Origin of the sequence: Paraburkholderia sp. RL17-380-BIE-A, assembly GCF_046028085.1 — a bacterium.
GTDB lineage: Bacteria > Pseudomonadota > Gammaproteobacteria > Burkholderiales > Burkholderiaceae > Paraburkholderia.
Genome location: NZ_JARESQ010000008.1, coordinates 145,457 through 167,078, shown reverse-complemented (window position 1 = coordinate 167,078; position 21,622 = coordinate 145,457). Strand labels below are relative to the sequence as shown.

The 21,622-nt window shown below is 63.1% G+C and carries 19 protein-coding genes; 9 read left to right on the top strand and 10 right to left on the bottom strand.

The genetic code is table 11. From position 1 onward, the window contains the following. Position 1: 1 nt before the first annotated feature. Complete coding sequence (locus tag P0D68_RS15820) at positions 2-1,231, bottom strand: AAA family ATPase (RefSeq protein WP_408297693.1); 1,230 nt, start codon at positions 1,229-1,231, stop codon at positions 2-4. Positions 1,232-1,412: 181 nt separating this feature from the next. Between P0D68_RS15820 and P0D68_RS15815 the strand changes: the two genes are divergently transcribed. Beyond that, a complete protein-coding gene (locus tag P0D68_RS15815; protein ID WP_494471293.1) occupies positions 1,413-2,519 on the top strand; it encodes a porin in 1,107 nt (368 codons plus the stop codon). Between the two features lie 21 nt (positions 2,520-2,540). Here P0D68_RS15815 and P0D68_RS15810 read toward each other — a convergent pair whose 3' ends face one another. Together P0D68_RS15810 and P0D68_RS15805 are read right to left on the bottom strand one after the other, a co-directional pair. Further along, positions 2,541-4,904, bottom strand: a complete 2,364-nt coding sequence (locus P0D68_RS15810) for an FdhF/YdeP family oxidoreductase (protein WP_408297695.1) — start codon at positions 4,902-4,904, stop codon at positions 2,541-2,543. Between the two features lie 79 nt (positions 4,905-4,983). Further along, entirely contained in the window at positions 4,984-5,286 is a 303-nt protein-coding gene (locus P0D68_RS15805) for a hypothetical protein (RefSeq protein WP_408297697.1), read from the bottom strand. A 163-nt stretch (positions 5,287-5,449) separates the two neighbouring features. Between P0D68_RS15805 and P0D68_RS15800 the strand changes: the two genes are divergently transcribed. Then, on the top strand, positions 5,450-5,695 hold the full coding sequence (locus P0D68_RS15800; protein ID WP_091808250.1) for a DUF6723 family protein: 246 nt from the start codon (positions 5,450-5,452) through the stop codon (positions 5,693-5,695). A 40-nt stretch (positions 5,696-5,735) separates the two neighbouring features. On the opposite strand, the gene P0D68_RS15795 is transcribed toward P0D68_RS15800, so the two are convergent. Further along, positions 5,736-5,972: a hypothetical protein gene (locus P0D68_RS15795; RefSeq protein ID WP_408297699.1), complete on the bottom strand. Its 237-nt coding sequence runs from the start codon at positions 5,970-5,972 to the stop codon at positions 5,736-5,738. A 156-nt stretch (positions 5,973-6,128) separates the two neighbouring features. On the opposite strand from P0D68_RS15795, the gene P0D68_RS15790 reads away from it, so the two are divergent. The 3 genes from P0D68_RS15790 to tkt all read left to right on the top strand — a co-directional run bounded on the left by P0D68_RS15790 (position 6,129) and on the right by tkt (position 9,528). Beyond that, positions 6,129-6,389 (top strand): hypothetical protein, encoded by a 261-nt coding sequence (locus P0D68_RS15790; RefSeq protein ID WP_408183951.1) that lies wholly within the window; start codon positions 6,129-6,131, stop codon positions 6,387-6,389. 239 nt (positions 6,390-6,628) lie between these two features. Beyond that, positions 6,629-7,174: a cupin domain-containing protein gene (locus P0D68_RS15785; RefSeq protein ID WP_408297701.1), complete on the top strand. Its 546-nt coding sequence runs from the start codon at positions 6,629-6,631 to the stop codon at positions 7,172-7,174. A 269-nt stretch (positions 7,175-7,443) separates the two neighbouring features. Further along, entirely contained in the window at positions 7,444-9,528 is a 2,085-nt protein-coding gene (tkt, locus tag P0D68_RS15780; RefSeq protein ID WP_408297703.1) for a transketolase, read from the top strand. Positions 9,529-9,702: 174 nt separating this feature from the next. Here tkt and P0D68_RS15775 read toward each other — a convergent pair whose 3' ends face one another. The 6 genes from P0D68_RS15775 to P0D68_RS15750 all read right to left on the bottom strand — a co-directional run bounded on the left by P0D68_RS15775 (position 9,703) and on the right by P0D68_RS15750 (position 16,703). Further along, positions 9,703-10,788 carry a hypothetical protein gene (locus tag P0D68_RS15775; RefSeq protein WP_091808258.1) on the bottom strand — a complete coding sequence of 362 codons (1,086 nt, stop codon included), beginning with the start codon at positions 10,786-10,788 and terminating at the stop codon, positions 9,703-9,705. Between the two features lie 234 nt (positions 10,789-11,022). Next, positions 11,023-12,129, bottom strand: a complete 1,107-nt coding sequence (gene zapE / locus P0D68_RS15770; RefSeq protein ID WP_408297707.1) for a cell division protein ZapE — start codon at positions 12,127-12,129, stop codon at positions 11,023-11,025. A 127-nt stretch (positions 12,130-12,256) separates the two neighbouring features. Next, entirely contained in the window at positions 12,257-14,587 is a 2,331-nt protein-coding gene (locus P0D68_RS15765) for a PAS domain S-box protein (protein WP_408297709.1), read from the bottom strand. Positions 14,588-14,591: 4 nt separating this feature from the next. Continuing rightward, positions 14,592-15,395: an alpha/beta fold hydrolase gene (locus tag P0D68_RS15760; protein ID WP_091808265.1), complete on the bottom strand. Its 804-nt coding sequence runs from the start codon at positions 15,393-15,395 to the stop codon at positions 14,592-14,594. A 219-nt stretch (positions 15,396-15,614) separates the two neighbouring features. Next, the gene (locus P0D68_RS15755) at positions 15,615-15,773 is read right to left on the bottom strand and encodes a hypothetical protein (protein WP_408468649.1); all 159 of its coding nucleotides are present in this window, start codon (positions 15,771-15,773) and stop codon (positions 15,615-15,617) included. Positions 15,774-15,800: 27 nt separating this feature from the next. Next, complete coding sequence (locus tag P0D68_RS15750; protein ID WP_408183946.1) at positions 15,801-16,703, bottom strand: YihY/virulence factor BrkB family protein; 903 nt, start codon at positions 16,701-16,703, stop codon at positions 15,801-15,803. 195 nt (positions 16,704-16,898) lie between these two features. On the opposite strand from P0D68_RS15750, the gene P0D68_RS15745 reads away from it, so the two are divergent. The 4 genes from P0D68_RS15745 to P0D68_RS15730 all read left to right on the top strand — a co-directional run bounded on the left by P0D68_RS15745 (position 16,899) and on the right by P0D68_RS15730 (position 21,609). After that, on the top strand, positions 16,899-18,059 hold the full coding sequence (locus P0D68_RS15745; protein ID WP_408297712.1) for a ligase-associated DNA damage response exonuclease: 1,161 nt from the start codon (positions 16,899-16,901) through the stop codon (positions 18,057-18,059). Next, positions 18,056-19,732, top strand: a complete 1,677-nt coding sequence (locus tag P0D68_RS15740) for an ATP-dependent DNA ligase (protein ID WP_408297714.1) — start codon at positions 18,056-18,058, stop codon at positions 19,730-19,732. Before P0D68_RS15745 ends, P0D68_RS15740 begins: the two co-directional genes overlap by 4 nt. Positions 19,733-20,071: 339 nt before the next feature. Next, entirely contained in the window at positions 20,072-20,530 is a 459-nt protein-coding gene (locus P0D68_RS15735; RefSeq protein WP_091808275.1) for a response regulator, read from the top strand. Between the two features lie 212 nt (positions 20,531-20,742). After that, on the top strand, positions 20,743-21,609 hold the full coding sequence (locus P0D68_RS15730) for an SDR family oxidoreductase (protein ID WP_408297716.1): 867 nt from the start codon (positions 20,743-20,745) through the stop codon (positions 21,607-21,609). Positions 21,610-21,622: the final 13 nt, after the last annotated feature.

Genomic DNA, 21,622 nt, shown 5'->3' with positions numbered 1-21,622 from the left:
TTCAAGCGTCGGCGGCCGGCGCGATGTGATGACGGATGATGCCGCGAATCAACGCGGCGTCTTCCGGGCTCACCTTCGCGTAAATTGCCGGACCGGCGGCGCGTTCGGGGTCGCCCGTGCGCAGCATCAGTTCGGCCCAGTCGAGCAGGCGCCGGGTGGAGAACGCACTCGACAGGTCTTCGCGGGCGAACGCCGCGCGGCAGTCGGCGGCGATCGCGGCGAGGGTGGTGGCGAGCGCGCGCGTCATGTGCGGGGCGAGCGTGGCCATCAGTACGTCGGTTTCTTCAGCGGGTGACAGATAGTCGAGCAGATAGACGCGCCAGCGATCCAGAAACGCCTCGTTCATCAGATTGGCGCCCTGATACAGATGCCGGAACTGACTCATTGCGCCGACCGCATTCGCCGTGGCGAACAGCCGGAAGCCCGGATGCGGCGCGACGATCTCGTTGCCTTTCTCCTTCAGCACGAGGCGGCCGTGCGGTTCGAGCACGGCGGTGAGGGCGGCGAGAATGGACGGCTCGGCAAAATCGATTTCGTCGACGATCAGCCAGAGTCCTTCGCGCATGGCCGTGGGCAGTACGCCGTCCACCCAGATCGTCTCACCGCCCTTGACCGTCCAGAAACCGACAAAGTCGCCAACGGTGGTCTGCCCGTTCATGTTGGAGCGCAGCACGCCGTGATGCGAACGCGCCGCGACCTGTTCGATCAGGCTGGTCTTGCCCGCGCCGGTATGGCCGATCAGCATCACGCGCCGGTTCTCGACAATGTCCTCGACAATGTCGTTAAAGCGCTCGGAGAACAGATAGGCCGGGTTCAGGCGCGGCACGAGCGGATTGCCCACGCCGCAGGGCACATCCACACGACCGATGCGCACGGTCTCGCCGGTGCCTTCGACCTGCCGGTGTTTTGCCGCCGCGGTCCGTGCCGCGGCGCGCTGCAATTCCGGCATGAAGGCGACGCGCCCGGCCGCGGATTGCTCGCTTGCGGCATTGTCCGTCTCGATCGCGAAGCCTTCGCGGCGCCATTTCTTGAGCTTCGCGCGCAGATTTTCCGCATCGACAACGAGATCGATATCGACCGCGCCAGGTTCGCCGCCGTTGTCCACGCCATGTTCGAGGCGATAGTTTTCCGGCCGGTCTGCCACACTGACGCGCCACCATTCCGCACCGCCTTCCGTTGCGCGTTGGTAGAGGCCAAGATTTTCGTCTTCGGTCAGTTCGGGCGCGTTCATGGCAAAGGTTGAATAGTCAATGACGAATAGTGCGTTGCGATTTGGCTGACGCCGAATGACCGACTATCTTATCTTGAGCGGCTTTCGAACTGCCAATTGCATTCCAGGCTGGCCGGCAGCTTCGAAACATTCGCAGTCCGCTTTGCCCCACATCGCGACAGGACAAATCGAAGGCAAAACAATGAGACTACATACAAAACTCATGGCTGCGCTGGCCGTGGCAAGTCCGCTGGCATATGGCCAAACGAGTGTGACGCTATATGGCCGCCTCGACGCGGGCCTCGAATATCTGGATCACATCAACAACGGCGCGGGCGGCAGTTCAAGCCGCTGGAGCGCGGAAGGAGGCGATTGGGGCACCAGTATGCTCGGCCTCAAAGGCAATGAAGACCTGGGCGGCGGCCTGAATGCGATCTTCAACCTCGAAACCGGCTTGCAGGTCATGAACGGTACGACAAGCGGCGGGCGGCTCTGGTCACGGCGCGCGTTCGCGGGTTTGAAGAGCGAACAGTGGGGCACGTTGCAGGCCGGCCGTAATCTGTTTATCGACAGCGACGGCGTGTGGGAATTCGACCCGTTCGTGCAGCAGGCGTTTTCGTCGGCCTCGCTCGTGCGCGGGCGCAACTGGCAGCAGACGAGCAACAACGTCGAGTATCACAGCCCGGTGTTCTGGGGTTTCGACGTGCAGGCGCAATATGCGTTCGGCAACCAGCCAGGCGCGTTCAATAGCGGCGCGGTGGGCGAGTTCGGCCGCTCGGACGGCATCATGCTGACGTACCACTCGCCGCTCTTCGACGTGCGCGGCATCTACGACGAACTGCGTGACGTCAACGGCCACTTCAGCAACATCTTCCAGGCGTCGCGCGAATATTTCGTGGGCGCGAACGTGCGCCTCGACTCGCTGAAACTGCAGGGCGCCTACACGCATTACTCAGCACCCGATTCGCCGGCCGGCGTGGCCGACACCGCGGACCACTACTGGCTCGGCGCCACTTACACCTTCCAGCCCCGCTGGGCCGTGACGGCGGGCGGATTCTACGTGAAGGTCGGCGACGGATCGGGCGACGCCGCGCACGATCCGTCCGGCCACGCGATGATGTACGTGCTCGGCACCACCTACAACCTGTCGAAGCGCACCTTCCTGTATGGCACGGTGGGTTACGTGCACAACGGCAGCAACTCGAATTTTTCGCTCGAAGCTTCGCCTCGCGATGCGGTTGGCAACACGAGTCCGCTCGTCGGCGAATCGCAAACCGGCGCTTATGTCGGGATGCTGCATCAGTTCTGAGGTCTGTCTGCTTGCGCCGCGTCAGGCGGCGGCTTCGGTCACGAGGGTGGATTTGCGCAGCCGCACCGGGATCGACTTGGAAGCCGGCACCTGACTCGTTTTCGCATGATGCGAGAGCGGAATCAAGCGGTTGCATTCCGGGTAATAGCCCATGATGCAGCCACGCGGAATGTCGAACGCATGGACGTACATGCCGTCGATCTCGCGCGAGATGCCGTCGTTCGAGTCGGTGGAGATACATACCGATTCGCCTTCCGCAAAGCCGAGCCGTGTCATGTCGTCCTGATGCATGAGCAACACCTCACGGCTGCCTTGCACGCCGCGGAAGCGGTCGTCGAGACCGTACACGGTCGTGTTGAACTGGCTGTCGCCGCGGGTCGTCATCAGGCGCAGCACGTCGGGGCCGCGCGACGGCATATCCGCGTCTTCGTCGAGCGTATCGGGCACGATGAAGTTGGCCTTGCCGTTTTCCGTGTTCCATTTGCGCTCGCACGCCGCAAGCGGCCGATGAAACCCGCCTGGCTGCCTGAAGCGCTGATTGAAGCCCTTGAACTGATCCGGATAGGTGCGCTCGATCGCCTCGCGCACCAGTGCATAGTCATCTACCCACGCATCCCAGTCGAGATTCGGATTGCGCGGCAACAGCGCCTTGGCGATGCCCGCGACAATCGCCGGCTCGGACAGCAACATGTCGCCGGCCGGCTCGGCCATTCCATGCGAACCGTGTACGCAGGCCGTGCTGTCTTCCACGCTGACCCATTGCTCGCCGCTCGCCTGGCGGTCTATCTCGATGCGCCCGAGACACGGCAGCAGATAGGCGACCTCGCCATGCAACAGATGGCTGCGATTCAGTTTGGTGGCGATCTGCACCGTGAGCCGCAGCCGTTGCCAGGCGGGGTCCATGACAAGATGATCGGGAATCGCCACCTGGAAATTGCCCCCTAAGCCGATAAAGGCTTTGACCTTGCCGTCGAGCACGCCGCGACAGGCTTCGACGGTGCTCATGCCTTTGTCGCGCGGCGGCTCGAAGCCATACAGGTCCTTCAGTGTGTCGAGCGGCGCGAGTTCAGGCTTCTCCGTGATGCCGACCGTGCGCTGTCCCTGCACGTTCGAGTGGCCGCGAATCGGACAGATGCCGGCGCCGGGCCGGCCGATATTGCCGCGTAAAAGCAGCAGGTTCGACAACATCTGCACGTTATGCACGCCGTTGCGGTGTTGCGTGATGCCCATGCCGTATAAGACCATCGACGCATTCGCCTGCGCGTAAACACGCGCCACGCTTTCGAGCGCGGCGCGGCTGAGTTGCGAGCGCTGCTCGATCTCTTCCCATGAGGTCGCGCGCATGGCGTCGGCGAAGGCTTCGAAACCGAGTGTGTGTTCGGCAATGAACGCCGCGTCGAGAACGCGTGGCGCCGCGTTGCGTTGCGCGTCGTCGTCCCATTCGATCAGCAGCTTGCACAGTCCGGCAATTGCCGCCGCGTCGCCGCCGATCTTGACCTGATGGTATTGCGTGCTGATCTGCGTGTCGGCCGGGGTCAGCATGTCGAGCGGCGACTGCGGGTTCGCAAAATTAACCAGCCCGCGCTCCTTCAGTGGATTGAAGGTGATGATCTCCACGCCGCGTTTGCGCGCGTCCTGCAGTTGATGCAACATGCGCGGCGCGTTGGTGCCCGTGTTATGGCCAAAAAACAGCATGCAGTCGGTGTGGGTGAAGTCTTCGAGTTGCACCGTCCCGACCGGCACGCCGATCGTCTTCGGCAAGCCGACCGAGGTGCTTTCGTGACACATGTTCGAGCTGTCGGGCAAATTGTTGGTGCCGTAGAGCCGGGCAAGCAACGCATACATGTAGGACGCTTCCAGCGAGGCGCGGCCGGACGCATAAAATACGGCCTCGTTCGGGTGAATGGCTTGCAGTTCCCTCGCGATTTCGGCGAACGCGTGTTCCCAGGTGGTCTGCACATAGCGGTCGCTTGTGGCATCCCAACGCATCGGTGCGGTCAGCCGCCCGCGCGATTCGAGTTCGAGACCGCTCCATGCGCGCAGTTCGTTCAGTGTATGCGTGGCGAAAAAGTCGGCTTCGACGCGTTTGCTGGTGATTTCCCATGCGGTCGCCTTCGCGCCGTTTTCGCAGAACTCGAACAGGTTCGGGTCCGCCGGTTTGGCCCATGAGCAGCTTACGCACGCGAAGCCGTCCGCCTTGTTCTGTTGCGCCAGGATGCGACTCCCGTTCAACGTGACGTGTTCCTGCACGAGAATCGACGCGACCGCTTTCACCGAGCCCCAGCCGCCTGCCGCGTTGCGGTATTCCTTGATCGGCGCGCTGTCGGGCGTGCAATCCGCTTCCGCGTTGTCGGGTGCTGTTCCGGCGATCTCATCCGTACTCATGCTGGGCCTCCTCGGCGTAGGCGGCCGCTCCTCGAAGACCGGCTCGCAGGAGGAGGACCGCAATTACCGGACCAGCGAATTAATTTGCGCTTACAACGATCTTCTGAGGCTGGAAGAAGGTGGTGGCGACCGGCGGCGGTTTGACTGGCGGATCGCCTTCGGGCGCACGTGTCGGATCGTTCGGCGGCACATCGTCGGGCGGCGGCGACGGGTCGGGATCGCTGGTGGGGAGCGGGACATCGGGATCGACCGCGGGTGGCGTCGGCGTATGCAGATGCAAGGTCGGTCTGCGTCGTGTGCTGAACAGAATCATTGTTGTCTCCGTGACGGCGAGGCTGATGTTGACAAACCCCGTTTGCAAACCGCCATCTGCAATCCGCATGCCACTCGCCTTCGTTTCCCCAAATGTTTCCCCCAATTCAGGCCCTGACCGAGTGGAACGGCTATTGCTCGGTCAAGACATGCGCGCGGCGCCGAGCGGCGACACTCGCCGTCATATCACATCGAACACGACGCACTGAAGTGCAGGGATAAGGGAAAGACAAATGGCGCGACATAAGGCCGACGTGGCTGACGACGACTTCGAGATTTACGCCAGCTATCACGGAACAGGCGATGGCCGTTACGTAGGTGGACTGAAGGTAGTCAGAAAGGCGGACAGAAAGATCCTGTTTCCATTCGATGGTGCGCCGGAGATCGGGCCATACGCGACCGCCGACGAGGCGCGGCGCGCCGCGATCGACTATGGTCGGGAGATTGTCGCCGCGGATCGCGCGGCCCCTGAAAAGTGACGAGGGCGGCGTGAGCGCGCCGCCCGCAAAACGCAACGGCTCAGGGCATGCCGCCGAGCGATGGAGAAATCGTGCTGCCCCGACCGGGATCGTCGGGATGTTCGTCGGGCACCGTCGGTCGGACGGATAACGGCGGATGGGTGCGGTAGCAACTATCGATCGAAGTATCGGCGAGGCAGCGCTGGAATGCGTCCGCGTCGTTCTTTTGGGCGAATGTGTAAAGGGTTCGCTCGACTTGCACTTCCGTTTCGGACAGGCGAATGGTCGTCATCGTCATGAGGATCTCCTTTTTACAAATGGTGGTCCGGACCTCCACTTGAAACGCCGCAACCGACGTGCCCACCGTGGTTCGAGTGCGCTTTCCGCACAGTCGGCGGAGAGGGACCGGATGTTGCTGCAATGACGATATACCCGACAACATGAGGAGGGCGTCATGCAGGACAGCAAACCCCAGGATAGCTCCGCCGAACACAGTGCCGAGGCGGTGAAACAGCGTAACAAGCCGAGCGGCACGCACTATGTCGAACCCAGCCCGCTGGGCATCGAGCCCGTCGAGCAGACCGGCGTGGACAAGCAGACTAATCCGCCGCGCTCCAGCGAGAGCCCCGCGCAAACCGCCGAGGTGCCCCTGGGCACAGGCTCCCATGCCGAGCCGCCGGGAGGGGGCGGACGCGAGTCGCAGCGCAAGAACTGACGCGCCACGTGCTGCTTCGACACGCGGTGGTGTCGTACATGCAAATCCCACCAGGGGAGGATTCACTTCATATGTTTGAAAAATTCGTTCACCGACACGGTCACGCGCGCAAAGCGGCTCAAAGAATCGCGCGCGCGCAGGCGGGCGCGCTTTATGCGGCGCTGAAAAGATCGCCGGGGCCGACGCGCGCGCCGGATTCCGCGCAACATCGTGAGCATCGGGGCGCAAAGGAGCATGCCATGCACAACGATTCGCTGCATGGATTCGATGCGGCTCAAACGGAGTACGAAGCCTTCATGCTGAAGCCGCATGATTGGGTGCCGAATAACCGCAAGCTGCCGGTCGTGATCTACCGGCGTGCGCTCATGCCGGACAGCGGCGACCTCGGTGCCGCATTCGAAATCCTGTTCGAACGCAACGCATGGCCGACGCAATGGCGCGATGGCATCTTCGACTACCATCATTTCCACGCTACCGCGCACGAAATTCTGGGCGTGACGGACGGGTCCGCGCAAGTGATCGTAGGCGGACCGGGCGGCACGGTGGTGACGCTGTCCGCCGGCGACGCGATCCTGCTGCCGGCCGGCACCGGCCATTGCCTCCAATCGTTCGCGCGGCACTTCCGGGTGGTGGCCGGTTATCCCGAGGGGCAGCAATGGGATATCCGCCGCGAGGCGCTCACGCCGGACGAACTGGCGGCCATGGAGGCGTTGCCTTTTCCGTCGCTGGATCCGATTGACGGCGAACACGGCCCGCTGGTGGAGCATTGGCTGCATGCAGCCTGAGGCGGTCGCTTCTTTTTGACTTGTAGCCGCGACGTTCCGAACGATTCTGTAGCGCAAGCCCTCTGAAAGAAAATCCGCTGCTTCCTTCCAACAGCAACCCTGTACATGCGGCATGTCACGCTCCGTGCAGGTTTGCGCGCATTGGCGCATCATCGTCGAGTCTCGCAGCGGTTCCTCATGCGTTCTGCCACATCAACACGGTTCGCCGGGTTCGCCGACGCAGGCAGTGCGTCCCGGTCGTCTCTTTCACGCCGAACAAGGAGTGTCCCATGCAAAACGATCCCGCCCTCGATCAGCTGTGTATCAACACGATTCGCACGCTGTCGATGGACGCTGTGCAAAAGGCCAATTCCGGTCACCCCGGCACGCCCATGGCATTGGCACCCGTTGCCTATCACCTGTGGCAAAACCATCTGCGTTACGACCCGGACGAGCCGCTGTGGCCGAATCGCGATCGCTTCGTGCTCTCGGTCGGGCATGCATCGATGCTGTTGTATTCGCTGTTGCACCTCGCGAACGTCAAGGCCGTGGATGACGACGGCAAGCCTACTAACGGACCCGCTGTGTCGCTCGACGATATCGAGCATTTCCGTCAATTGGGCAGCAAGACGCCGGGCCACCCGGAATACCGGATGACGACCGGCGTCGAGACCACCACCGGCCCGCTCGGGCAAGGGCTCGGCAACAGCGTCGGCATGGCGATGGCGGCACGCTGGTACGAGAGCCACTTCAACCAACCGGATGCGCCGCTGTTCGACTATCGGGTCTACGCGCTGTGTGGCGACGGCGACATGATGGAAGGCATCTCGCACGAGGCGGCTTCGCTCGCGGGACATCTCAAGCTGTCCAATCTGATCTGGATCTATGACAGCAACCGCGTCACGATCGAGGGCCATACGGACCTCGCCTATAGCGACGACGTGGAGAGCCGCTTTCGCGGCTACAACTGGCACACGCTGCATGTGAACGACGCGAACGACGCCGCCGCGCTCGAAGCAGCGTTCGTCGAAGCGAAAAGCATCACCGACAGGCCGACTCTGATCGTGGTGCACAGCATGATCGGCTGGGGCGCGCCGCATAAGCAGGACACTTCGGCGGCGCACGGCGAACCGCTCGGCGTCGAGGAAGTGGCGCTCGCCAAAAAGGCGTACGGCTGGCCCGAGGATAAATTTTTCTATGTGCCGGACGGCGTGCACGAACGCTTCGCTGCGGGCTTCGGTGCGCGAGGCAAGGCGGCGCGCGAAGACTGGCAGGCGAAGTACGAGGCTTACAACAAAAAGCACCCGGAACTGGCGCGTGAATTCGCCCAGATCGAAGCGCACGAATTGCCGGCAGGTTGGGACAGCGACATTCCCACCTTCGACGCGGACCCGAAGGGTGTCGCTTCACGCGATTCGTCGGGCAAGGCGCTCAACGCGATTGCCGCGCGCGTTCCATGGATGATCGGCGGCGCGGCCGACCTCGCGCCTTCCACCAAAACCAATCTGAAGTTCGAGGGCGCGGGCAGCTTCGAACACGACAATTACGGCGGCTGCAACCTGCATTTCGGCATTCGCGAACACGCGATGGGCGCGGCGGTGAACGGCCTCGCGCTGTCGAATCTGCGGCCGTTCGGCTCGACCTTCCTGATTTTCAGCGACTATATGAAGCCGCCAATCCGCCTCTCGGCGATCATGGAAGTGCCGGCTATCTACGTGTTCACGCACGATTCGATCGGCGTGGGCGAAGATGGTCCGACGCATCAGCCGATCGAGCAGCTAGCGTCGCTGCGCGGCGTGCCGGGGCTGACCGTGCTGCGTCCGGGCGACGCCAACGAAGTGGCCGAGGCGTGGCGTGCAGCACTTGCCGATCCGCGGCGGCCTTCGTGCATCGTCGTGTCGCGTCAGCCGCTGCCCACGCTGGACCGCAGCCGCTATGCGGCCGCGAGCGGCACGCAGAAGGGCGCCTACGTGCTGGCCGATGCCGCCGACGGACAGAAGCCGCAAGTGATCCTGATGGCGACCGGCAGCGAACTCTCGGTTTGCGTCGACGTGTACGAGAAACTCAAGAGCGAGGGCATCGCGGCGCGTGTCGTGTCGATGCCGTCGTGGGATATCTTCGAGCGTCAGGACGAGGCGTATCAGGATTCGGTGTTGCCGCCGGACGTGGACGCGCGCGTGGCGGTCGAACAGGCTGCCTCGCTGGGCTGGGACCGCTATGTGGGGCGTCTCGGCGCGCAGGTGGTGATGCATACGTTCGGCGCTTCCGCGCCGCTTGCCGAGCTGAAGAAGAAGTTCGGCTTCACGCCGGAGCATGTGTATGAAGCGGCGAAGCAGCAGATCGAGCGGGTGAAGTCCAAGCGCAGCCAGGAGTAGCGCGCGTGCGGCGTGCGCGATAAACACCGGCGGAGTGAGTCAGCTCATACCCGCCGGTTTTTCATTTGCAGCCTGGCTTCGCGCGCTGACATCGCCGCGGCATCAAGTGCGACACCAATCGCGACATGAATCGCGACATGAATCGCGACACCAACCCGCACACCAGACGCGGAATCAATTCGCCGGAATCGTCACCACCGGCGCTTTGCTGCTCGTGTCGGCTTCCGCCAGCGCCATCAGATTCTGCACCACCGTGAAGGCGTATTTCGAATCGAAGTCGTTGCGATCGACCCAATACGTGGACGGGCCATACGCGATCATCACATACGCGTTGTCAGGCGGCGTCTTACCCGAATGCACGATGATGGTCGGCCGCGTCTCACCGCCGATCAGTCCCACGGTCGGTTTGGTCGAGCCGTCGCTGATACGTTCAACGGGCACCTGCACCTGGGCGCCGAGATCGGTCAGGATGCCGAGCACGGAGCGCGTCACCATCGGAATCTTGTCGCCCTTCTGCGAGGCCGACGAGGGGCCGTAGACGATTTCATACGTGCGCGTGTTCGACGACAGATGCAGCAGCTTGCGCACGCGCGCCAGATCGGCCGCCGTGGCCGGCGACTCGCCGCTGGTGGTCGCGCCCATGACCAGATATACGCCCATCGCGCCGTTCTTGCCGTCCGCCTGGCGTGACTCGACGTTCAACTCGCCCGCCAGTTGCAGGCGCCGCAGCGCTTGCAGCAATTCGAAGAAACCCGGCGCGCCCGCGCTGTTCTCGCCGCCGAGCGCATTGCCGTTCTGCAAGCCGCCCACCGACTGCGCGGTGATGCGCAACAGCAGATCGATCGGAATGCCGCCTTCGGCGAGCGGCAATACCAGCGACGGCGCGAGCGGCCGGATATACGCGGAGGCGAATGCTTCGCCGGTGGTCGGCGTGAACGTGAAGGTCGGATGATTCGAGTATGACACGCTGCCCGTAGCAAGCGCGTAGTTCGGCTGGCTGCCCGAGCCGACGTTGGCGGTGGCGCCGCCGGTCGCGTCGAACGTATAGGCCGCGATGATGCTGCTGACAGTCAGGAACGCGGGTGCGTCGCCGTATCGGAGACCGACCACGGCGGCGAGAATCTCGCGTTTCTTTGCGTCGCCGAGGGCGCGCGCATAGTCGACCTGGTCGGCTTTCAGGCGGGACGGTCCGATGTGTACGCAGGCTGAAGTGAGGCAGGCCGCGCATAATGCCGCGGCGACAGAAGCGGTTCTGATCATAACGGCGAGGAGGGGCGGAAGACTATCCGCTGAAGAATGGGCCCGTAACGGCGTTAGCAGGACCTATTCCCGTATTGCGGCGCAAGGGCGCCGATCGCCATTTCGTCGTATGAATCAGCAGTGTATTCGCCCGGATTGAGCGAGAGCGGCAGTGCGCAGGAATTGCTATTGCGTTGCAATATTTGCAGAAGCCCGTGCCTAATTACGCGCGGTTCAAACCACCTGACGGGCGCATTACACGGAATCGTCTACTGCGTCTTCGGGCATGTCCGCCGACACCTCGCTGGCGTTCTCGAGCGTGCTGCGATAAGCGCGCGATTGCATTTCGGCAAGACGGCTCAACGTGCGTGACAGATCATGTGCCCCTTCCAGGCCGCTGAGCGCCGCCACCATCGGCTCATCGGATGCGATGAACAGGGCGCGCTTGCGGTCGTAGAAGATATCGACCAGCCAGACCAGCCGTTGCAGCGTGTGGGGGTGAGTCAGCGATTCGGTGCGCAGATTGTCGAGAATCAGACCGTGCCATTGCTCGGCAAGCTCCAGGTAGTCGAGATGCGAACGGCTCGCCACGCACAGATTCTCGAAGTCTGCCCATAGCAAAGCCGCGCCCGCTGCGCGCGCGGCGAGCGGCCTGCCAGCCGCGCTCAACGTGACCGGACTCGGCGCCGCGCTGCCTTCGTAGTGCACGAAAATCCGGCGCAGCGCTTCGTGGGTGGCGGAATCGAGCGGCGCAAAGAAACGCGGAACGTCCGCTTCTTCTCCGCCGAAACGATAGTCGCGCGCGCCGTCGAAATGAATCACGGTGAAGCAGCGTTTGATCTGCTCGATGGTCGGCAGAAAACGCTCGTGAAACTCCGGGTCGGCGAGCAGGGCGTCCGGCGCGTAGTTCGAGGTGAGTACGATGCGGGTGCCGAGGCCGATTGCGGTATCGAGAAAGCGGCCCATCAGAAACGCGTCGGCGATATCGTGCACGTGGAATTCGTCGAAACACAGCAGCTCGCTACCATCGAGCCATTGTCGCGAGACCGAGCCGAGCCGGTCGTCGCCGCGTGGCTCGTTCACGAGCCGCCGGTTCATCTCACGCAGAAATTCGTGGAAATGCAGACGCCGCTTTCGGCCGTTCGCCAGTTCAAACACGGTATCGACCACCAGACTCTTGCCGCGCCCCGGCAATCCGTAGCAGTACACGCCTTGATGGTTCGGTGCGGCGCCAGATGATCTCGCGGCCCGGCCGTTAGCGCCGAGCAGGGAGGCGAGCGCTGCGATCGCTTGACGCTGGCTCGCATCGGGCACGATGCCGTGCGCGGCCAACGTGCGCGTGACCTGAGCTTCGTCAAACATGGGCAAGCGTGCCGGTGTGCAGCGAGTGGCTGCAAAAGCGTACAGCGGCGAATGGCGTAGCGAGGTGCGCGAGCATAAAGGGGCGGGTGGCGGAAATCGCGTCAGTTTAACAAGCCGCGCGCACCGCTCATACCCGCTGCCGGCTCAGCACCCGGTGCAATTCCCGTGGATCGACCGGTTTGGTGAAGTGATGGTCGAAGCCCGCCTCCACGGCGGTTTGCTTGTCCTGTTGCTGGCCCCAACCCGTGACGGCGATCAGCAGGATGCCGGCGTCCTCATGATCGCGGCGAATCCGCCGCGCCACTTCATAGCCGTTCAATCGCGGCAAGCCGATATCCAGAATCACCGCCTGCGGGGCAAAGGCGTCGATCAGTTCGAGACCGGCAATGCCGTCGCCGGCGGTGCGCACTTCGTGGCCTTCGAGTTCGAGCACCATCGCAAGGCTTTCGGCGGCGTCCGCGTTGTCGTCGACGACCAGCACGCGCAGGCCGGCCGTATGCGGCGCCTCGGGCGGCGCGCTGTCGGCCGGCAGCGAGGCGGCTTTCGTCAGCGGCAGCCGGATCACGAACTCGCTGCCGGTGCCGGGGCCGTCGCTGAAGGCCGCGACCGTGCCGCCGTGCAGTTCCGCGAGGCCGCGCACCAGTGCGAGACCAATGCCGAGCCCGCCTTGCGAGCGGTCCAAAGCCGGCGCGAGTTGCGAGAACATTTCGAACACGCTGTCCAGATGCTCGCGTGGAATGCCGATACCGGAATCGCGCACGACGATCACCGCTTCGTCGCCTTCACGCTCCGCTGCGAGCGAGATGCTGCCGCCAGGCGGCGTGTACTTGGCCGCGTTGTTCAGCAGATTCAGGATCATCTGCGAGAGGCGCGTGGGATCGGCGATCAGATAAAGCGGCTCGCGGGGCAGCGTCACGCTCAAATGATGGGATGAGGCCTGCACGGTCGGCCGCGCCGCTTCCATGGCCGATTGCATCGCGCGCGCCAGTTCGAGCCGTTGCTTGCGCAACTCCAGCTTGCCCTGGGTGATGCGCGAGACTTCCAGCAGGTCGTCGACCAGATGCGTCATGTGTTGCAGTTGCCGGTCGAACACGTCGCGCGACCAGTTCAGTTGCGGATCGGCGAACTCCTTCAAACGCAAAATCTCGAGGACGTTGCGCATGGGCGCAAGCGGATTGCGCAGTTCATGCGCGAGTGTGGCGAGGAATTCATCCTTGCGGCGATCGGCTTTGGAGAGTTCGAGATTCAGCCGCGTGAGCTGATGTTCCGCGCGCCGGCGCTCGGTAATGTCGCGATTGATGCTGACCGCGCCGTAGATGTCGCCACGCGCGTTCGCGAGCGGCTTGACCACGGTTTCGCAGACGCCGCGCGAACCGTCGCGCCGCACGAAGGGCAACTCGCCGCGCCACGTGCCTTCGGCGGCCAGCGCCGCCAGCGTTTCCCGGCGAATGTTCAAGGCATCTTCCGGCGGCAGGAAGAGCGCGACCGGCTTGCCGAGAATCTCGCGCATGCGATAACCGAGCATGCGCTCGCCGCCCACGTTGAAGTCGGTGATATTGCCGCGCAGATCGGTGATCACGATCGCGTCACTCAGGTGCTCGAAGATCGCGGCCTGGCGCAGCAGCACGGTCTGCGCTTCCTTGCGTTCGGTAATGTCGATGCCGAGGCCGTAGATCATCAGCGGCTCGCCGTGCCGGTCGTAGGCGGCGCGCCCGCGCCCTTCCATCCAGCACCAGTCGCCGCTCGCATGCAGGAAGCGGAATTCGGCGACGTAATCGTCGCCGGCTTCCACCGCATGGTCCACCGCCTCGTTCAGCGCGAGCAGATCGCCTGGATGAATCAGTTCGAAAAAGCCGCCGGGCGTATTGGCAAAACGTCCTTCGGCGTAGCCCGCGAGCGCTTCCAGTTCGCGGCTCCACCAGAACCTGCCGGACTTCGGCTCGTGCGACCACGCGCCCATGCGCGCGCCGCGCATGGCGAGACTCAGCACGTCGCGGCTTTCCTGCAACTCTTTTTGCGCGAGCTGATGCGCGGCCACGGAGGCCTCGGCGTTGCGCCGTGCGAGCAGCAACTCCTGCTCGTACTTATGGCGATCGGCGACGATCAGCACGGCCACTTCGAGGTAGGTCAGCTCGCCATGACGGCGGCGCACCGCGTTGAGCAGCATGGGCAGCATGTGGCCGTCGCGATGCATCATGTTCAGCTTGACCTCGGCCACCGAACCCTGCATTTGCAGGAGCGGCGCCCAATGCGTCTGATAGAACACCTTGCCGCCCGTGCTCAGCAGATCCTGGATCTGCCGCGCGCCGGCAAGCTCGTGGGCCTCGTAGCCGAGCCAGCCGCAGAAGGTCGCGTTGACGCGCAGGATGCGGCCGTTGTGGTCGGTGACGAGCAGGCCGCAGGCGGCGTGCTCGAACAACGCATCGCCGGAGGGCAGCGGGTAGTCCGTGCTTTGCATCGCGTTACAGGCTCATCGGCCCGAGAAAGGCGCGCATGGCAGCCGCGCTCGCCTGAGGCGAACTCAGGTGCGGACAATGGCCGATGTTTTCGATCAGCTGCAGCGAACTGCCGGGCAGCATGCGGTGCATGTATTCGCCGACCTCGCGCGGCGCGATGATGTCGTCGCTACATTGCAGAATCAGCGTGGGCGTGACGGCGCGCGGCAGGATGTCGCGATGGTCGGAGAGAAAGGTCACGCGCGCGAATTGCCGCGCGATCTCGGGATCCGCGCGGCAGAAGCTGTTGGTCAGTTCGACGCCGAGTTCCGGCTGCTCCGGCGCGCCCATGATGGCCGGCGCCACGGTACTCGACCAGCCGAGGTAGTTGCTCTCCAGCGTGCGCAGCAGGTCCTCGATATCTTCGCGAGAGAAGCCGCCCACGTAGTCGCCGTCGTTCACATAGCAGGGCGACGGGCTGACCATGATATGCGCGCGGAAGAGTTGCGGCGCCTGGAGGCTCGCGATGAGGCCGATCATCGCGCTCACGGAGTGGCCGACGAACACCACCGGAGCCTCGGCGACTTCGCGAATGATCTCGATCAGGTCGCTCGCGTATCCGTGCAGCGAGTCGTACTTGTCGATGTCGTACGCGGCGAGGTCGGACGAGCCACTGCCGACGTGGTCGAACAGCACGATCCGGTATTCGTCATGAAACGACGGCGCGAGATAGCGCCACATGCTCTGATCGCACCCGAAGCCGTGCGCCATCACCATGGTCCGTGTGCCGCGGCCGGAAATCTGTATGTTGTTGCGCTGGGTGATGCTCATGGTCTGTTCCCGAAGCCTGCCGGATGAAAGCGGCGATCACGCCGGGCGCGCCTCAGCCGGTATTCAGCAGAATGTTACCCGAGTCTTGCCCGAGCGTTGCCGCGAAGCCGTGTATCGGTGGTGTCAGGCGTGGGCGGCATGTGGGACTCGGAGTGAGAGGTCTTGCGTCTGACGCAGCGACCATCGTTTGGTTCCGGCGCGCATGTGATCCGCGAGCGGTCAATCCCGTATGATGCAATCGGCATTGGCATTGGCATTGGCATTGGCATTGGCATTGGCATTGGCATTGGCATTGGCATTGGCATTGGCATTGGCATTGGCATTGGCATTGGCATTGGCATTGGCATTGGCACGGCGGAAAGTGGCGGGCAGACGCACGCCGCAGGCTTTCCATTCGCGTGTCCGTCAACCGGTCTCGATCTTCGGCTGCGGCGCCTCAGGTGACTCGGTTCCGAATCGTTCGTATTGCGAAATCACCTGTGCGCCGAATAGCAGCAATGTCGCGAGCCACTCCAGGCTGAACAGGATCACGATCGCCATGGTCAGCGATCCATATACCACGCTGACTTGCGAGAGCGTGGCGAAATACCAGACCAGCACATGCCGGGTGATCTCCCACAGCGCGGCGGCAACTATGCCGCCGAACAGCGCATGTTTGAGCGAAGGGCGTCCGACCGGCATCACCATATAGATCGAAGTCAGCACGAAAATCTCGCCCGCGAGGCCGAGCAGATACAGCACGACGCGAGAGAGTCCTTGCAATGAAACGTGCAGCCCGAACAAATCGATGCCTTCGGCGCCGATCGCCTCGAGACCGCTCGACACGAAGGTGACGATCAGCAAGCCCACGCCGAGAAACAGGATGTAGCAATACGGCAGCATGGCCGAGAGCAGGAAGTGCCGTCGCCGCACCACTACGCGGTGAACGAAAATCAGCGACATGGCGTTCTCCAGAACGGTGAAGGCGAGCGAGCTGAAGAAGATCATGGTGAGCAGCAGCACCCAGCCGATCACCGCGCGATGCGCGAGAAAATTGGCCAGTTCGCGCACGAGCGCATTCGATTGACCCGGCACCAGCCATTGCAACAGATGCGCGAGCGCCGCCAGTAAAACATGTTGCGGCACGACGCGCGACAGGGCGATCACGATCAGGATCATCAGTGGCACGATCGACAGCAACGCGTAATACGCGACTGCGCCGGCGAGCAGCAAACCCTGGTTTGCACGAAACGCCTTCAAGGTTTGCAGCAGGAAAGTACCGGGATGTTTTGCCACATACAACGCGTGATCGTCGATGATGGTTTGCATGGGACCTCTCAGCGCGCGTTGCGAACTCTGCGGGCATGCAGACTTTGTCGACGCGCTTGCCTTGTCACTTAAGCAAGTATGCGGCCATACTGGATAACGCTGTCGTTCGGATGCGCCGACCCGGCAAAGTGCGCCGGGAATGCAGTTTGCTTGGCGGCTGTGGCGACGTTGCATCAACCTGCTTCAGGACCCAACTTGAACCTAGCCTCTGACCACGCGGACAGCGCGGACCTGGTGGTTGCGCGGCCCGAGGGACTGTACTGTCCACCCGGCGACTTTTATATCGACCCGTGGCGCCCTGTCGAACGCGCCGTGATCACGCATGCGCATTCCGATCACGCGCGCTTCGGGCATCGCCACTATCTTGCGTCGCGAGCCGGGGCGAACGTGCTGATGTCGCGTTTGCCCGGCATTTCGCTGCAAACCCTGGCTTATGGCGAGCGTCTCGATCTCAACGGCACAACCGTCTCGCTGCATCCCGCCGGGCACGTGCTGGGCTCGGCGCAAGTGCGGATCGAACACCGAGGGCGCGTTTGGGTCGCATCGGGCGACTACAAGCTCGACCCCGACCCGACTTGCGACGCTTTTGAACCGGTACGGTGCGACACCTTCATTACCGAGTCGACCTTCGGCCTGCCGATCTATCGATGGGACGCGCCGCAAACCGTATTCGATGGCATCGATTCGTGGTGGCGTCACAACGCTGCGGAAGGACGCGCGTCGGTCCTGTTCTGCTATTCGTTTGGCAAGGCGCAGCGCGTGCTGGCGAGCGTCGACGCGGGCATTGGTCCGATCTTCTGTCACGGCGCGGTCGAGCCGCTCAATCGCGCGTATCGGCAAGCCGGGGTCAGCTTGCCGCCGGTGCGTCCAGTCAGTGAGATACCGGTCAAGGACAAGGCCGTGTTCCGGCAAGCGTTGATCGTTGCGCCGCCGTCCGCGCAGGGCAGCGCGTGGCTCAAGCGCTTCGGCGACTACAGCGACGCGTTCGCTTCGGGATGGATGCGGTTGCGAGGCGCGCGCCGCAGGCGTGGTGTCGACCGCGGTTTCGTACTGTCGGACCACGCGGATTGGCCCAGCCTGCAAACGGCTATTCAGGCGACTGGCGCCGCACGCGTAATCGTGACCCACGGGTCCGTCGAGCCGATGGTGCGCTGGTTGCGGGAACAGGGCCTCGAAGCGGGCGCGTTTGAAACGCAGTACGGCGACGATACGGTCGAAGCGGACGCCGCGGGTGCGGATGAAACAGCCGCTACAGGTAACGTAAAACTTCCACTCGATCAGATGGGCGAGCAGGACGAGTCCGCCGATAACGCCGCCACGCTCGCTGATCCCGTCAACCCGGCGAGTAGCGCATGAAACGCTTCGCGGCCCTCTATACCGCGCTCGACGCGACCACCTCGACGCACGACAAACTCGAGGCGCTTACCAGTTACTTTGCCGTGGCCGAGCCGGAAGATGCGGCGTGGGCATCGTATTTCCTCGCTGGCGGTAAGCCGCGCCAATCGGTGCCCACGCGTCTTCTGAGCGAGATCGCCCGCGAGCGCGCCGGTCTGCCGGCATGGTTATTCGAGGAGTCGTATCACGCCGTGGGCGATCTGGCGGAGACCATCGCGCATATTCTGCCGCCCGCGCAGCGCACCTCCGAACTGGGTCTCACGCAATGGATCGAGCAGCGCATTCTGACGTTGCGTGGGGCGGCGCCGGAAGAGTTGCGCACGCGTTTGCTCAGCTATTGGGACGAACTCGATTGGGGTGGCCGCTTTCTGCTGACGAAACTGATTGGCGGCGGGTTTCGCGTCGGCGTGGCGCGGCAACTGGTGGTGAGGGCGCTTGCGGAAGTGGCGGGCGTTGATCATAAGCGGATTGCGCAACGTATGGTCGGTTGGACCGACTCGCAACAGAAGCCCGACGCCGCGCGCTATCTGCGTTTGATCGCACCCGAAGCAACGGGTGACGATGCGCAAGCCGGCGAGCCCCAGCATGACAGCGATCTCGGGCTGCCGTATCCGTTCTTCCTGGCCCATCCGTTGCAGGCTGATCCGGCCACGCTTGGCGATCCCTCGCAATGGCAGGTCGAATGGAAATGGGACGGCATTCGCGCGCAGCTCGTCAAACGCGGCGGACGCGTCTGGCTGTGGTCACGCGGCGAAGATCTGATCACGGACCGGTTCCCCGAAGTCGCGGCGCTAGGTGAGGCCTTGCCAGACGGCTTCGTGATCGATGGGGAGATCCTCGCGTGGGAACCGGGCGCAAGCGCGCCATTGCCATTCGCGCGCTTGCAACCCCGTATTGCCCGCAAAACGCTGACGAAAAAAATCCTCGCCGATTCTCCCGCCACGCTTCTTGCTTACGATCTGCTCGAAGCGCACGGCACGGATTTGCGCATGACGCCGCTTGCCGCGCGGCGAGTCCAACTGGATGCGCTCGCAACCGCCATGGAAGGCACGCTCGCGCGTGATCTGCTGCGCGTGTCGCCGCTCGTGCGCGCGCCTGACTGGCATGCGCTGGCGGCGTTGCGTGATGAGAGCCGTGCGCGTGGCGTGGAAGGTCTGATGGTGAAGGAGCGCGAGTCGATGTACGGTGTGGGCCGGACCAAGGCCTCCGGCACATGGTGGAAATGGAAAATCGATCCTTATGCGGTAGATGCCGTCCTGGTTTACGCGCAGCGTGGCCATGGCCGCCGTGCCAGTCTCTACACCGATTTCACATTCGCGATATGGGACGAAGCGGACGGTGTACGCACGCTCGTACCGTTCGCCAAGGCGTATTCCGGACTGACTGACGAAGAAATGCGTCAGGTGGATGCAATTGTGCGAAAGACCACGATCGAGAAATTCGGTCCTGTGCGGAGCGTGACGCCCACGCTGGTATTCGAAATCGGCTTCGAGGGCATTCAGGCGAGCCCGCGTCACAAATCCGGCGTGGCCGTGCGGTTTCCGCGCATGCTGCGCTGGCGCACCGACAAACATATCGACGACGCCGATACGCTCGCCATGCTTAAAGGCTTCATCGACGATTCCTCGGGATAAACCCGCTGAGTAGAAATCCCTAAAGCGTGCAAGTAGCCGCCGCCTCGTGCACGCGCCAAGCGCGGCCCGCACAGCCGTTGTGCGTCTGATCGACGCACAGGCGTCATCTACCGCGAAATTCGCGCTGTCTCCTGGTATTAAATCCATGAGCGGTGATTTATGGCGTGAGCTATGGTGGTGAGGTAAAGCGTATGCGGCGGCCCGTTGAGCGCCGTGCAACGCACACCGAAACCTTCGTCCGGCGCACGATGGATTTTGTCCGTACGTCGGGAGCGAATCTTGCGCGCGTGTTCCGAAGTGCCTGCGAGTAGCGCATGGAAGAATGCCAGGGAGAAGAGGGTGACGTTCGACGACCGTATGGATGAAAACGACGACGTGGTCGTGTGGAGGCCGATCCAGTACGCGATGGCCTCGCACCGGCGTGTGCTCGTGGTGGACGATTACCGCGAAGCGGCTGAGGCATTGCAGATGTTGCTCACCGCCGACGGCTTCGAGTGCCGCGCGCTCGAGGACCCGCTTGCGGTCTGCGAGATGGCGCGCGAATGGCAGCCATTCGCGGTGGTGCTCGACATCAAGATGCCGGGGCTCGACGGACTTGAGCTGGCTCGCCGCCTGCGCGCCCATGCTTCGACTTCCCATATGCTGCTGGTGGCATGTACCGCGTTTGCCTCGCGTGACGACCGGGCCCGCGCCAAAGCGGCCGGTTTCGACGCACATTGCGCCAAGCCGCTGACGCCCGAGCGTTTGTTGCGCGTACTGGAATCAGCCGCTGCACTGCACGAGGCCGGACGACCGTAAAGGCTGCGTGCGCTTTGAAAAAAATCCCATACCGTCGATCATGCTATTGCCGAAAGATTGAATCAGGAGCAGGGGAAGCAGATCAAATTCTCCTTCCAGCATGACGAAGCTGTCGAACCCACGATAGAACACGGGTCCACGGGTTGCTGATTGCGTTGCCATGCGGTGTGTATTCACACATTGCGCAATCTCATCGCAACCGGAGGTCCGTCATGAGCGACACGCAACGTCCTGCACCACCTTTCCCCAACCAGCAACAGACCCACACGCCAGGGCTCACCGCGCCGATGCAACCGCAACCCGACCACGGCGAGCGGTCCTATCGAGGCTCGGGACGTCTCGCGGGCAAAGCGGCGATAGTCACCGGCGGCGACAGCGGGATCGGCCGCGCCGTTGCCATCGCATTCGCGCGCGAAGGCGCCGACGTGCTCATTTCGTATCTGAACGAGGACGACGACGCGCGCGAGACCGCGCGTTGGGTCGAGGAGGCGGGCCGCAAAGCCGTCTTGCTGCCAGGTGACATCACGAAGCCCGCGCATTGCAATACGATCGTCGATCGGGCTATCGAGGCTTTTGGCCGGCTGGACATTCTTGTCAATAACGCCGCCTACCAGATGAGCTATCCGTCGCTCGATGCGATCAGCGACGAAGAGTGGGACAAGACCTTCGATACCAACATCGGCGCGATGTTCAGGATCACGCGGGCCGCGGTCAAACATATGAAACCCGGTGCCGCGATCATCAATACCACGTCGATCAACGCGGATCATCCTAATCCGGGTTTGATCGCGTATGCGACGACCAAGGGCGCGATTCAGAACTTCACGGGTGGCCTTGCGCAACTGCTGGCGGAGAAGGGCATCCGTGCAAACTGCGTGGCGCCCGGACCGATCTGGACGCCGCTGATTCCTTCCACCATGCCGCCGGAGAAGGTCGAGAAGTTCGGCGAACAGGTGCCGATGAAGCGGCCCGGTCAGCCCGCCGAACTTGCGGCGGCCTACGTGATGCTCGCCTCCGATGAAGCCAGCTATATCTCCGGCGCAACTATCGCGGTCACCGGCGGATCGCCGATCATTTAGGTCGATCGAATTA